The sequence below is a fragment of the Flavobacterium crocinum genome (genome assembly GCF_003122385.1).
GTDB lineage: Bacteria > Bacteroidota > Bacteroidia > Flavobacteriales > Flavobacteriaceae > Flavobacterium > Flavobacterium crocinum.
In genome coordinates this window covers 2,744,400-2,757,275 of record NZ_CP029255.1, presented here as the reverse complement: position 1 = coordinate 2,757,275, position 12,876 = coordinate 2,744,400, and the positions used below count along the sequence as shown (strand labels likewise).

Sequence of the window (12,876 nt, the reverse complement as noted above, 5' to 3'; positions counted from 1 at the left end):
CAATTCGTGAAATTCGTGGCAAAAAAAAACTATTCATAACTATATTTGCGGTTAAAACTTTTTTTGCGAAATGTACTAAAGTGCATAGTTTTAAACTTTTTTCGAGACAACTAAATGGCTTTTTTCTCTATCATAATTCCACTTTACAATAAAGAAAATTTTATCGGCAATACGATACAAAGTATTCTGGATCAAACTTTTCAGGATTTTGAAATCATTATTGTAAACGATGGTTCTACCGACAAAAGCGAAGAAAAAATACTGCAGTTTAAAGATTCGAGAATTCAATATTACAGCAAAAAAAACGAAGGCGCTTCAACGGCAAGAAATTACGGAATCGAAAAAGCTTCTTCTGATTTCATAACTTTTCTTGACGCAGATGATTATTGGTATCCAACGTTTTTAGAAACGATGTTTAATAATATTCAGGCATTTCCGGAACAAAAAGTTTTTTCAGCTGCCATTGAATTTGATACTTCAAAAAAAACAATTCCAGCACAATATTCTATCTCAAAATCTGATAACAAAACTGAAATTGTAAATTATTTCAAAGCCAGTTTAAAAGAAACTGTTCTTTGTACTTCGTGTGCTGTTTTTCATAAAACTGTTTTTAAGGAAGCCGGAAATTTTGACACCAAAATAAAAAGTGGTCAGGATACCGATTTATGGATTAGAATTGGACTTATTTACCCCGTAGTTTTTTCGTGGAAAATATTAGCGCGTTATGTTTACGACTCGGAAAGCCTTTCGAAAAATAAAAAACTGATCAAAGAGAAAATGGATTTTTCGAAATATGAAGCAATAGAAAAGAACAATCCTGACTTGAAAAAACTTCTCGATTTAAACCGATTTTCATTAGCCGTAAAAAGTAAAATAGCCGGAGAGAAAGAGCTTTTTACTAAATATTACCAGCCAATTGACCTGAAAGATTTAGGCTTCAAAAAACGTTTTTTACTGCGCCTTCCCGCTTTTTCTTTGGTTTTTCTAATTAAAGTAAAAACTATACTTGCTAATTTAGGATTAGGTTCATCTGTTTTTAAATAACCTGAAATTTTTATATTCTCTGATATAATCTTCTTCGCTAAATTCACCCGAAGACAAGACCAGACAAACACTTCCGGAAGAGAAATTTTTAAGCTCACGCCAAATACCTGAAACAATAAGCAAACCCATATTGGGCTTATTTAAAGTCACCGTTTTTGTGTTTTTTCCATCTTTTAAAACCACATCAAAACTACCGCTTAAAGAAATTAAAAATTCTTGTTGCTCAATATGTGCGTGCCCGCCTCTCTTACTTCCGCTTGGAACATCATACAGATAATAAACCCTTTTGGAAACAAACGGAATGGTATCTCCTTCAACAACTGAAAGATTACCTCTTCGATCTTGAATCTTCGGAATTTCGATCAAACGAATATCCGAAACAGTATTTATTTTTGATTGATTAGAAGAGTTTTCCATTGTTCAGAAATATTTTTTAAAGACAAATGTTGTACACTTTCAGCAGCATTCTTTTTACAAAAATGATATAATTCGTCGTCATCCGCAAATCTATTTATTGCCAATGCCAATGCTTCTTTATTATAATTTTCAACAAGCAGACCATTAAATTCATTTTGAATAATTTCTCCCGGTCCGGAATTACAATCGACCGCCACAACCGGAGTTCCTAAAGCCAAAGATTCTACAACAGACATGGGAAAACCTTCATAATGACTTGTCAATAGTGTAAATTTTGCTTCACGAACTTCGTTATACGGATTTTGTTTAAAAGGAAGAATTTCAACATAATCCTGCAAATTCAAATCTCCAATTTTCTGCTGAATAAAATCTACATCATTTCCGGAACCCATTAGGTGAAGTTTATAATCTTTGAGATAAATTTTAGAATCTGAAAAAGCTTCCAGCATCAAGGTAAAATTTTTCACTTTTTCGTCAAATCTTCCAAAAAATAAAATGACATTTTGAGGTTCCAAAACTTTTTCAAGTTCTTTTTTTTCAATAAAAAACGGATTATAAATCGTGACTGTATTTTTAAGCTTGTAAAGCTGATTTACTTTCTGTTCGATTGCTTTTGAAACACAAATTAAAACTTCTACATTTTTATAAATGATTCTTGACCAAAATTTTGAAGCAGGAAAATAATTCTGAAAATTATAACTGTGAATGATATAATTAATTTTTAGACCTCGATAAATAAATCTTGTAATCAATTCTCTAAACAAGACGTTTCTGCTTCTGCTATCAATTACAATTTCTATATTATTCTGAACTAAATAGCGACGAAGTAAAATCCCTTTTTTTAGTTTTCTAAAAAGAAAAGAATATCGAGAACTTTCTTTTTCCAAATTGAACAAATTTCCTGTAAACGAGTAATCTACAACGTCATTTACAATAATAGAATGCACTTCGAAATCAGAATCTTCCAACATAAAAGTCAATAAAGCTGCAAAACGTTCTGCTCCTCCTTTTCCTAAAGAATTTGAAATTATTGCAACTTTCTTTTTATTCATGTTTTGACCAAAAAAGTAAATATATTTGTCAAATATACATATAAATGAAAATTTTACTGGTAGGAGAATACAGTCATCTGCACAATTCTTTAAAAGATGGTTTGCTTGCATTAGGCCATGATGTTTTTATTATTGGTCAGAATGACGGTTTTAAAAATTTTCCTGTCGATTATCCGATTCAAAAAAAATGGGACAGCGGTTTTCTTAAAAAGATAAAAGTTGCCGTTTATAAATTGACTGGATTTGATATCAGCTCTTATTTAACTTATCGTCAATACCTGAAATTCGAAGAAAAATGTTCCGGTTTTGATGTCGTTCAGTTGATTAACGAAAATAGTTTTTATTGTCTTCCTTATTTTGAAAAAAAGATCATTTCCAGTCTTTTAAAAAACAATCAAAAGCTTTTTTTGCTAAGTTGCGGGTTCGATTATCTGAATGTGAAATATTGTTTTGAAAATCCTTTTTTTAAATCTGTAATTCAGTTATATCTAAACAACAAAATTGACGAAAAATCTTTTGCGAATGTTTTAAAATTTCGCCGTAAATCATTTTTGAAACTTCATCAGTTTATTTATAAAAACTGCAACGGAATTATTGCTTCCGATTTAGATTATCATCTTCCGTTACAAGCAAATAATAAATATTTGGGATTAATTCCGAACCCCATAAACATTGATAAACTTCAATTTGAACCAATCAATATTGAGGATAAAATCATTATTTTTCATGGTATCAATAATGACAATTATCTAAAAAAAGGAAATGATTACTTTGAAAAAGCTTTAGAAATTATTCACGAAAAATATGCTGAAAAAGTAGAAATAATCACTGTTCGCAGTGTTCCGTATTCCGAATATATCAATTTGTACAATCGTTCGCATATTTTATTAGACCAAATTTACGGATATGATCAGGGTTACAATGCGTTGGAATCTATGGCAAAAGGGAAAGTTGTTTTTACGAATGCCGAAAATGAATTTATGTCACATTACAATCTTTCTCAAAAAATCTGTATCAATGCAATTCCGGATGTTGATTATCTGGTCAACGAATTGTCTTTTTTAATTGAAAATCCTACAGCAATTGTTGCTATTGGAAAAAGTGCGAGAGCTTTTATTGAAAGAGAACATCATTATATAAAAATTGCTCAGCAATATATGGAAAAGTGGAATAATAACTAAAAAAGACTTTTTCTAAAATATACAGACAGTACAATTAGGTAAATTAAATTTTGAAAAGCATAAGCTATTACCACTCCTTCGATCTGGAATGTTTTAATACTAAACAAGCTTGCAAAATATAAAAGCAACAGAGAAAATAATTCTGTAATGATAAAAGCCGAAGTCAATTTTTTGGCAAAAAACTGATAACCTAAAATGAGTGAGCAGACTTTAAAAATATCTCCTAAAAGCTGCCATAAAAACAAATTGGTTACAGGCAAAAATTCTTTACTAAAAAGCAATTGTACAGTAAAATATCGGCAAAAATAAAGCACCGTTAAAGCCACAACAAAAAGCGGCAAAATAAATTTATAATATTGCCAAAAAATACTTTTGGTTTCTTCATTTGTTGATGCTTTTGCTAATTTAGGCAAAAAATAAACTGTTAGAATTGTGCTGACAAACAACAGATAATAAGAAGAAATTCGTGTCATGGTTTCCCAGTATCCGGCCTGTACAACTCCTAAATCCTGCATAATGTGATTTCGAATAGCAAGAAATACCAAAGGTCCAAAAACGGATGAAACCAAAGCCATTAAGGAATATGACGAAAGATTTTTTAAAACCTGAAAATCAAATAAATGAAGTTTTATGATTTGAAAAACTTTAATCTCTTTTTGAATTAGATAAAATGTGACCAAAAACAATAACGCCGGCGCAATTACAATAGCCAGCAAAGCGCCAATGGTTTTGTACTCAAAAATCATAAAAACCGAAACCAACAACCCAATTGTATTCCCGATGATATTAATCCAGATTACTTTCTGGAATTTACCCAAACCATTAATTACAGCAACAAAAAAAATCGACACAGCGTAAAACGGTAAAACCAAAGCCACAACTTCAAAAACTACTAAGTACTCCTTATTATTTCCAAAAATTCTGTTATTCCAATAATCGGCTGCAAAGAATAAAATACAGCTTAAAAGAAAAGCGACAACAATTAAACTTATAAAAACGGTCGTTATTATTTTTTGAAATTCTGCTTGGCTTTTTTCATTTTCGGCTACATATTTCACAATTCCGTTTTGGAAACCTAAGGTTGAAATATTTTCTAATGAAGTTAAAAAATTACGAAGATTTCCAACCAAAGCCATTCCGCCCGGGCCAACAAAAACGGCTAATATTTTGGAAGTAATTAACCCAATTCCGATTTTTAATGCAACACTTAAACTGTTTAAAGAAGTAATCTTAAACAAACTGGTTTGAATTATTTTTTTATAGAAATTCAAATTAGTACTGATTTAAAATTTCGATAATAAAATCTACTTCCGATTCCGTTAAAACAGGACTCATTGGTAAACTCAAAACTTCATTATGAATCTTTTCGGTAATAGGAAAAGATAAATGATTCCAATCCGGAAAAGCTTTTTGTTTGTGCGGAGGAATTGGATAATGAATTAAGGTTTGAATATTATTCTGGGTTAGATATTCTTGCAACTTTTCTCTGTTTTTTGTTCGAATAACAAACAAATGAAAAACATGAATCTCTGAAAAATCCCAAAACGGCAATGTTATTTTATCGTTTTTTACTTCGGATAAATAACGCTTTGCAATAATTCTTCTTTTCTGATTATCTACATCTAAATTGGGTAATTTCAAGTTTAAAAAACCTGCCTGCAATTCGTCTAATCTCGAATTTACGCCAACATATTCGTTCTGATATTTTTTTTCGGAACCATAATTTCTTAGTGAGAAAAGTATTTTTGCCAATTCAGCATCGTTTGTTGTAATGGCACCACCGTCACCCAGACAACCAAGATTTTTTCCTGGATAAAAACTAAATGCTGACGCTGATTTTAGATTATAGATTGTAGATTTTAGATTACTAATTGCTCCGTGTGATTGAGCACAATCTTCAACTATGATTAAATTGTTTTTTTGTGCAATTTGAGAAATACTTTCCATTTCAGCCAATTGTCCGTAGAGATGAACAGCTAAAATTGCTTTTGTTTTTGAAATAATTTTTTCTTCAATTAAATCCGGATTTAAATTGTAAGTTTCTAATCTTGGCTCGACTAAAACCGGAACCAAATCTGCCTGTAAGATGGCTAAAATACTGGCAATATAAGTATTCGCAGGAACGATAACTTCATCGCCTTTTTGCAATTTCCCTAAAGCGATATAGCCTTTAAAAATAAGAATTAAAGCATCCAATCCGTTTGCTACTCCAATACAATATTTGGATTTGCAATATTCAGCGAAAGCTTTTTCAAATGTTTCCCCTTCTTTTCCTAAAATATACCAGCCGTTATTTAAAACCGTTTTCAGTTTTTCCTGAAAAGCAGTTTCATACGGTTCGTTTATTTTTTTTAGATCTAGAAATGGTATCACTTGATTTCAATTTTATAAAAATCCTGACTGTAAACCGTACAGCCTAATTCTTCTTTTTGTTTTAAAAGTCCTGCGTTATAATCTTCGGTATCTGAATTTACAATTCCCATATCGAAGAAATGTTTCCCTTTTCGCTTGTATTTATGAATGAGATTGATGAATAAAAAATCAAGCGCTCTAAACTCTTCCCCGATTTTTGAAGTTGCCCCGTATTGTGATTTTACTACATTTTTAGTTTCAAAAATGGTTATACCAGCAATAATTTCATCGTTTCTGTAAGCAGAATACTGTTTTATATTCTTCGGAAATTTAGACTTTAAAAATGCCATTTCTTCTTTGGAATGAACTGGTTTAGCATTGTGCTTTTCTAGCAATCTGGGTTCAAGAACTTTTTCCCAAAATGGATTAAAGTCTTCTTCTTCAATTATATCCAAGTCAAGATTTTCAATTCTTCTAAAGTGCTTTAATTTACTTCTAGAAATTTTTAATGGAACCGACAAATTAACCGCCAAATTCATTTCTTTTCGTTCTAAAACCGCTCCTCTTTTCAATAAAAAAAACTCTGTTTCTTTATTTCCGCTAGAAAAATAAAAATCAGAAATTGGTTTATAATAAAAAGTTTCAATCTTATTTCCTCTCAAAAAAAGTAAAATTTCATCCAGAATCAATTCTACTTTTTCGGCATTCAGTTTAGAAGAAAAAACCAATCCGCCGTACGTAAGTCCCTGATGAGAATAAACTATATTTCCTTTTATATTGGTAGGAAGAATGGCTTTTAGTTTTTCCTCTTCAAATATTAAAAGCGAAAAATCTTCAAAACGATCTTTATGATATTCCATAAAATCACGATGAAACAAAAAAGTACCATTTTTTGACTGATCAATAAAATCGTTCCAGATCGAAAAATAATCATGATTGTATTTTTTTATGGTATACTTTCTCATTTCCCGATTATTTATGATCGAATGCTTTTAAATGCCATTTGTATTTTACTGCCATCAAACGAATTATAATAATTACAAGTGAAGTAACGAGATATAAAATATCGTCATTCAGATTTAATTTTCTTAAACCAAAAAAAATGATTCCGCCAAAAATACAGATTGTAGCGTAAATTTCTTCCCTAAAAACGTTCGGAATTTCATTACACAAAATATCTCTGATTACGCCTCCAAAACAAGCTGTCATTGTTCCCAAAGCAATGCAAATGGCAGGATGAAGTCCCGTTAAAATCCCTCTTTCCAAACCAATTAAAGTAAAGACGCCAAGACCAATCGTATCAAATAGAAACAAGGAAGTTCTTAGTTTATCAAAGCTTTTTCTAAAAAGAATCGCCAGGAAAAAACCCAAAATAATCACGTAAACATACTGCATATCTCGCATCCAGCCAACGGGAGTTCTTCCAATAAGGACATCTCGCAGCGTTCCGCCTCCTACCGCTGTCACAAAAGCAATAATAAAAACCCCAAACGGATCAAGTTTTTTATGCATTGCCGTTAAAGCGCCGGACATAGCAAACGCCATTGTCCCAATAATATCAAGTAAATGAAACATTTTTCTTTTAAATTACAAAGATGTAAAGGTACAAAGGTGCAGAGATTTTAGTATTCTTCCTATTTTTTTAATACTATTTCTATTTCAGGATTTACTCTTTTTATTACTTCTAAAAATCCTTTTTTATCTTTTGGGGAAATTAGTATCGAATTGTTTTTTCCATATATAATTTCTAATCTGTCCAATGAAAGCGCTGGCGAACTTATAACATTGAACGTTTGAGAAATACTTTTTATATTTTTAATATCAATCGAAAAATCAATAAGAAAGCCACATTTTATTCGCAGTTTGTCTCTTTCGATTGTATAAAAAGTAGTAGCAAACATATGTATAATGAAAGCGCTGATACAAAACATAAAAGAAAAACCTATCCAATTTTTAACATAAGCAAACTGTATCAATGCAAACCCAAAAATTATAATTAACAGCAATGCCAGCCATAAGTCAATTTTAGATTTGAATTTTTCCATTTTGTTTTTCTAAATTATTTTTTAACATAAATCGGACTTCTTTTTAATAAATATGTAACAGACTCCATCCAGCTGTCTTTTACTGCCAAAAATGGTTTTCGTGTTTGTGAGTATATTTTGGTGGTATTTTTATACATATCAAAATAAACAGTATAATAGTAATAAAGCTGCTGACTAGAAGTGGTAGTCGAAATATCATTGGTTTTCACTTTCTTATTATCGTTGCTTACCTTGGCATTTCCGCTGTTATAAGTAGTTGCTGTAGTTCCGGAATTTATGTTATAGGAAACTTTTACGGCAATAATATTATCTACACCAAGTATTTTTTCTAAATCAGCAATTGGTGTTTCATCAATATTTTTATAATCTATTCCTGCCTTATGCAACAAACTATTTGTAGTTCTTAAATCCTGAACCGTTAACGGAAGAATATTGGAAGATTTATCGAGAAGTTTATTGTAAAGATCATTTTGGGCAAATTTTGCCATTTCTTCAGAACTTTCCTGTGTATCTGAATTTAGGTATGGAACCGGAAGCACTGCTATGGTATTGGTTTTCATTTCGGACGAAACAAATTCTGAAGTACCCGATGATGCAGAAGTATTTCCCGAACTAACATCAAAATTCTGTGATCTTCCGCTGGCAAATTCAATTCTGGCAATCTTAGAAACGTCAAGCGAAATTTGCAATGTTTCACCGGGAAGCGAGTATTCTACAGTGGAATCAGACATTTTTGAAATAGTACATTCAATAATCTGATAATCTCTTTTTATTATTTTATCTAACTTTTTTCCGCTCTGAGCGAAACTAAAAATAAATGCAAACAACATTAAAACAACAAGGAAGAGTTTTCTATTTTTCATGTTTTTGAAGTTTAATTTCCCATCTTAAAAACTAATAATCAGTTAAATATAAAAATTATAATTTCAAATTGAAAAACATTTTCAATTCTTCTTCCTGCAGGCTGCTACATATGTTGTGTATAGAAATTGTAATCTTTTAAAATTACTCGTATAAAATCACTGTTATCTCCTGACTGATTTTTAATACCTGTTACACTTTCTATTTTGGCTACCAGTTTATAAATGATTTCATGATCATTTTGGGCTTTGGCCCTTTGATAAGTTTCTTTAATAATCCTCATATCATTATCTGAAAGTTTTATGACTAAAGGATACGTTGGCACATACGAATCGCCTATTTCTTCCAAAATAGTATGACTGATATTAATTCTGTTTTTTAAAGTAATAACCGCCGTTCCCGCTGCCATATCACCCAAGCGTTGCGATTTCTTACTTGTAATCACACTTACCAGTCCCGGAAGTCCGAAAAAACTAAAAAAATCGATTACTCTAAAAAACCAGCGAATTAAATAATCTCCAAAACCTGCCTGATAACCATCAATTTTTACGACTTTAATTTTTATCAGTTTTTTTCCAAACGACTGTCCTTCAAAAACACTTTCTAAAACCAGCGAATAGACAATAACGGGCGAATATATAATTAAATAAATAGCCCCTTTGGACCATCCGTCCAGATTAAACATCAAACGTTCCACCCGAAGCCAGTCAAAAATAACCAAAGAAATAGTGTAAATATAGGAGACAATGATAGCAATATCAATGAAAAAAGCCCCTATTCGTTCGCCCACATTTGCGGCGATAAAATTTATTTTGACATTTTGTGTCGTATTAATAGATAATTCTGACATATTTTATATTTTAGCCTACAATGAGAGAAATCGCTTTTATAAAACAAAACAAAGAAAAATGGCTCGAATTCGAGCTGGCAATTTTCGGTAAAGCTAAAAAAAATCCTGATGAATTAGCTAATTTGTACATTCAAATGATGAATGACTTAGCGTATGCCCAAACGTATTACCCTAAAAGTAAAACGGTTATTTATTTAAATCATCTGGCTTCTCAGATTTATCAGAAAATTTATAAAACCAAACGTACCGACAGTAATCAGTTTATTGATTTCTTTAAAATCGATGTGCCTTTACTGGTTTACGAGTACAGAAGATATCTTATTTATGCTTTTGCTTTATTTTTTGTAACCGTTGGGATTGGAGTACTTTCAGCCCGTTATGATGCCGATTTTGTTCGTTTGATTTTGGGAGATGATTATGTAAATATGACTTTAGAAAACATCAAAAAAGGCAATCCTATGGCCGTATACGGTTCAGGAAGTAACTGGGGAAGCTTTATTGGTATTACTGTAAATAATCTTTTTGTAGGGGCAAAATGTTATTTTAATGGCATTTTTGCAGGAATAGGCACTTTTTATATTTTTCTTCAAAACTGTATTATGTTGGGTTCTTTCCAATATTTCTTTTATGAACAAAATGTTTTCTGGAAAAGCGTTCGCGGTATCTGGATTCATGGTTCTATGGAGATTTTTGCAATTGTAATCGAAACTACTGCAGGATTTATTTTAGGAGCTTCTATTCTTTTTCCTAAAACATTCTCCAGATTAAACTCTTTTAAAATTGGTTTCAAAAACAGTTTCAAAATTTTCCTGAGTACTTTTCCGTTTACTATAAGTGCCGGATTTCTGGAAGGTTTTATTACACGTTATTCTATCGATATGCCCAATTGGCTAAGTATTTTTATCATTTTATTTACACTTGCCATTATTTCATTTTATTACCTGGTTTATCCTTTCATTGTACACAAAAAAATGCATTCTTTAACCGCCGAAAAATTGTAAGACCAAGTAATGACAAGATTCTTTTTTATTTTATCTTTTCTTTTTTGCTGCTGTGTTTCTAAAGCTCAGGACTCTCTTGTTATACCTATAGATCCGCCAAAAATCAGTACAATTAAATATACGGAAAAGGATATTCAAATTGATTCCAGACCTGTTACAGCTAAACATTTCGATAAAAATTTCAAGAAAAAATATACTGATCCTGAATTTGTATACGAATATAAAGAACCTGAAAAAAACTGGTGGGATCATTTTAAGCACTGGCTGGCAAACCTGTTTGCAAAAATGTTCAATTTTAAAAGTGTTAAAAGCTCACTCGACTTCGTTGTTATTCTATTCAGAGTTTTAATGGTTTTGATTATTGTGGCATTAATCTATTTCATTGCAAAAGCTCTGACTAAACAGGAAGGAAGATGGATTTTTGGAAAAAGTGCCAATAAAAAAACTATTTTTTATTCTGATGCTGAGAAAAATATTCATCTTTTAGATTTCGAGAAACTAATAAAAGAAAGTATCGAAGCGGGCGAAAAGAGAATCGCTGTCCGTTATTATTATCTATGGCTTTTAAAAGTGATGGCACAGCGTAATTATATCGAATGGGATATCGAAAAAACAAACTCAGATTATTTATACGAGTTACAGCAACCTGCTCATAAAGAAGAATTTATGTATCTTTCTTATTTGTATAATTACATTTGGTACGGCGAATTTGAAATTGATGATATTGTGTTCAGAAAGACCGAAAATAGATTTAAGAATGCTCTAAAAATGTTTGGCAATGGATAAAAATGTTAAAATATACATTGCTATTCTCGTTTTCATATTCGGTTTAGTACTGCTGACAGACAAAGGAAAACCAAAACCTATTGACTGGACTCCTACTTATTCTGTAAATGATAAAATTCCGTTTGGATTATATATTTTCGATCACGAAATCAAAGATTTTTTTAAGAATCAGAAAGTAGAAAAAATCTCCAATCAGACACCATATGAGTATTTAGATTCTCAATATGATGGTAATGAAAATGTAGAAACTTATAAAATTAAAGGTACTTTTATCAATATTTCTGAGGCCAATAATATTGATGAACAATCTATGAAAGAGGTTTTGTATTTTGTTTCGCATGGGAACAAAGCGTTTTTGAGCATGCGCGCATTCCCGAAAGTCTTATTAGATTCTTTGAAAATTGAATTGCAAACCGATTTTATGCCTTCTGAAAATGTTTCTGTCTGGATGGCCAATAAAAATGTTAGCTCAAAAAAATATACTTTCAATACAGGTCTAAGTGACTATTTTTCTAAAATAGATACGCTAAATACAAAAGTTTTAGGTTATCAAAACAGTGCTAAAAATAAAAGACAAATTAACTTTATTGAAGTTCCGTACAAAAACGGCTTTTTGTACTTACACACACAGCCTGTGGCATTTACTAATTACAATCTGCTAAAAAAAGATCATTATCAATATGCGGAAAATGTACTCTCGTATTTTACAAAAGGAAATATTTTCTGGTATAATAAAAGCTTAAATGACAAAAGAATTTCAAATTCTCCACTGCGTTATATTTTCAGTCAGCCGGCTTTGAAATCGGCTTGGTTATTAGGACTTTTAGGTATTTTTATTTTTATGATTTTTAATGCAAAACGCAAACAACGTATTGTGCCAATTATAAAACCTTTACAGAATCTGACTGTCGATTTCACCAAAACCATTGGGAATTTATATTATCAGGAAGGCGATCATACCAATATTATTGACAAAAAAATTATCTATTTCTTAGAAAAAATCAGAACCGATTATTTGATTGATACTTCAAAATTAGATGAAGAATTTATCAAGAAATTGCATTATAAAACAGGAAAAGATGAAAAGGATATTGAAGATCTCGTGAGACTAATCAACGATCACAGAAATAGTTATCACGGAAGTCTTGAAGAAGATTTGATTAAAATAAATACAGCAATAGAAAAGATTTTACATTAACTAGAAATATTTGCTACAGATTTAAAAGATTAATGCAGATTATTACATTTTGCTAAAATCCTTTTTTAATCCTTTAAATCTGTGGCTAA

14 protein-coding genes are annotated in these 12,876 nt (G+C 30.8%); 5 read left to right on the top strand and 9 right to left on the bottom strand.

Annotated features, from left to right (window positions below; all coding sequences use genetic code 11):
• Positions 1-114: 114 nt before the first annotated feature.
• Positions 115-1,044, top strand: coding sequence for a glycosyltransferase family 2 protein (locus tag HYN56_RS12395; RefSeq protein ID WP_109192459.1), 930 nt, complete (start codon positions 115-117; stop codon positions 1,042-1,044).
• Here HYN56_RS12395 and HYN56_RS12390 read toward each other — a convergent pair.
• A complete protein-coding gene (locus tag HYN56_RS12390; protein ID WP_109192458.1) occupies positions 1,027-1,461 on the bottom strand; it encodes a sugar 3,4-ketoisomerase in 435 nt (144 codons plus the stop codon). The genes HYN56_RS12395 and HYN56_RS12390 overlap by 18 nt on opposite strands.
• A complete protein-coding gene (locus HYN56_RS12385; RefSeq protein WP_109192457.1) occupies positions 1,431-2,513 on the bottom strand; it encodes a glycosyltransferase in 1,083 nt (360 codons plus the stop codon). The genes HYN56_RS12390 and HYN56_RS12385 overlap by 31 nt, the downstream gene beginning before the upstream one ends.
• A gap of 44 nt (positions 2,514-2,557) precedes the next feature.
• Here HYN56_RS12385 and HYN56_RS25330 point away from each other — a divergent pair, with 44 nt between their 5' ends.
• Positions 2,558-3,694, top strand: coding sequence for a glycosyltransferase (locus HYN56_RS25330; protein ID WP_109192456.1), 1,137 nt, complete (start codon positions 2,558-2,560; stop codon positions 3,692-3,694).
• On the opposite strand, the gene HYN56_RS12375 is transcribed toward HYN56_RS25330, so the two are convergent.
• The 7 genes from HYN56_RS12375 to HYN56_RS12345 form a co-directional block, all read right to left on the bottom strand.
• A complete protein-coding gene (locus tag HYN56_RS12375; RefSeq protein ID WP_240622695.1) occupies positions 3,691-4,965 on the bottom strand; it encodes an O-antigen translocase in 1,275 nt (424 codons plus the stop codon). The genes HYN56_RS25330 and HYN56_RS12375 overlap by 4 nt on opposite strands.
• Position 4,966: 1 nt before the next feature.
• Positions 4,967-6,067, bottom strand: a complete 1,101-nt coding sequence (locus HYN56_RS12370; protein ID WP_109192455.1) for a DegT/DnrJ/EryC1/StrS family aminotransferase — start codon at positions 6,065-6,067, stop codon at positions 4,967-4,969.
• Positions 6,064-7,011: a FemAB family protein gene (locus HYN56_RS12365; protein ID WP_109192454.1), complete on the bottom strand. Its 948-nt coding sequence runs from the start codon at positions 7,009-7,011 to the stop codon at positions 6,064-6,066. The genes HYN56_RS12370 and HYN56_RS12365 overlap by 4 nt, the downstream gene beginning before the upstream one ends.
• 7 nt (positions 7,012-7,018) lie before the next feature.
• A complete protein-coding gene (locus HYN56_RS12360; protein ID WP_109192453.1) occupies positions 7,019-7,621 on the bottom strand; it encodes a trimeric intracellular cation channel family protein in 603 nt (200 codons plus the stop codon).
• Positions 7,622-7,680: 59 nt separating this feature from the next.
• Positions 7,681-8,091: a PH domain-containing protein gene (locus HYN56_RS12355; RefSeq protein WP_109192452.1), complete on the bottom strand. Its 411-nt coding sequence runs from the start codon at positions 8,089-8,091 to the stop codon at positions 7,681-7,683.
• Between the two features lie 14 nt (positions 8,092-8,105).
• Complete coding sequence (locus HYN56_RS12350) at positions 8,106-8,954, bottom strand: hypothetical protein (RefSeq protein ID WP_109192451.1); 849 nt, start codon at positions 8,952-8,954, stop codon at positions 8,106-8,108.
• Positions 8,955-9,058: 104 nt separating this feature from the next.
• The gene (locus tag HYN56_RS12345; protein ID WP_109192450.1) at positions 9,059-9,802 is read right to left on the bottom strand and encodes an RDD family protein; all 744 of its coding nucleotides are present in this window, start codon (positions 9,800-9,802) and stop codon (positions 9,059-9,061) included.
• A gap of 20 nt (positions 9,803-9,822) precedes the next feature.
• On the opposite strand from HYN56_RS12345, the gene HYN56_RS12340 reads away from it, so the two are divergent.
• The 3 genes from HYN56_RS12340 to HYN56_RS12330 are packed head-to-tail and all read left to right on the top strand — an operon-like array spanning position 9,823 to position 12,787.
• Complete coding sequence (locus HYN56_RS12340) at positions 9,823-10,803, top strand: stage II sporulation protein M (RefSeq protein ID WP_109192449.1); 981 nt, start codon at positions 9,823-9,825, stop codon at positions 10,801-10,803.
• 9 nt (positions 10,804-10,812) lie between these two features.
• Positions 10,813-11,589, top strand: coding sequence for a DUF4129 domain-containing protein (locus HYN56_RS12335; RefSeq protein WP_109192448.1), 777 nt, complete (start codon positions 10,813-10,815; stop codon positions 11,587-11,589).
• Positions 11,582-12,787 (top strand): DUF4350 domain-containing protein, encoded by a 1,206-nt coding sequence (locus HYN56_RS12330; RefSeq protein ID WP_109192447.1) that lies wholly within the window; start codon positions 11,582-11,584, stop codon positions 12,785-12,787. The genes HYN56_RS12335 and HYN56_RS12330 overlap by 8 nt, the downstream gene beginning before the upstream one ends.
• The last annotated feature ends 89 nt before the right edge of the window (positions 12,788-12,876 follow it).

Coding starts and splice junctions, on each gene's coding strand:
- HYN56_RS12365 (WP_109192454.1), bottom strand. CDS start 7,011: ATGAGAAAGTATACCATAAAAAAATACAATCATGATTATTTTTCGATC.
- HYN56_RS12360 (WP_109192453.1), bottom strand. CDS start 7,621: ATGTTTCATTTACTTGATATTATTGGGACAATGGCGTTTGCTATGTCC.
- HYN56_RS12330 (WP_109192447.1), top strand. CDS start 11,582: ATGGATAAAAATGTTAAAATATACATTGCTATTCTCGTTTTCATATTC.
- HYN56_RS12345 (WP_109192450.1), bottom strand. CDS start 9,802: ATGTCAGAATTATCTATTAATACGACACAAAATGTCAAAATAAATTTT.
- HYN56_RS12335 (WP_109192448.1), top strand. CDS start 10,813: ATGACAAGATTCTTTTTTATTTTATCTTTTCTTTTTTGCTGCTGTGTT.
- HYN56_RS12390 (WP_109192458.1), bottom strand. CDS start 1,461: ATGGAAAACTCTTCTAATCAATCAAAAATAAATACTGTTTCGGATATT.
- HYN56_RS25330 (WP_109192456.1), top strand. CDS start 2,558: ATGAAAATTTTACTGGTAGGAGAATACAGTCATCTGCACAATTCTTTA.
- HYN56_RS12385 (WP_109192457.1), bottom strand. CDS start 2,513: ATGAATAAAAAGAAAGTTGCAATAATTTCAAATTCTTTAGGAAAAGGA.
- HYN56_RS12355 (WP_109192452.1), bottom strand. CDS start 8,091: ATGGAAAAATTCAAATCTAAAATTGACTTATGGCTGGCATTGCTGTTA.
- HYN56_RS12395 (WP_109192459.1), top strand. CDS start 115: ATGGCTTTTTTCTCTATCATAATTCCACTTTACAATAAAGAAAATTTT.
- HYN56_RS12340 (WP_109192449.1), top strand. CDS start 9,823: ATGAGAGAAATCGCTTTTATAAAACAAAACAAAGAAAAATGGCTCGAA.
- HYN56_RS12350 (WP_109192451.1), bottom strand. CDS start 8,954: ATGAAAAATAGAAAACTCTTCCTTGTTGTTTTAATGTTGTTTGCATTT.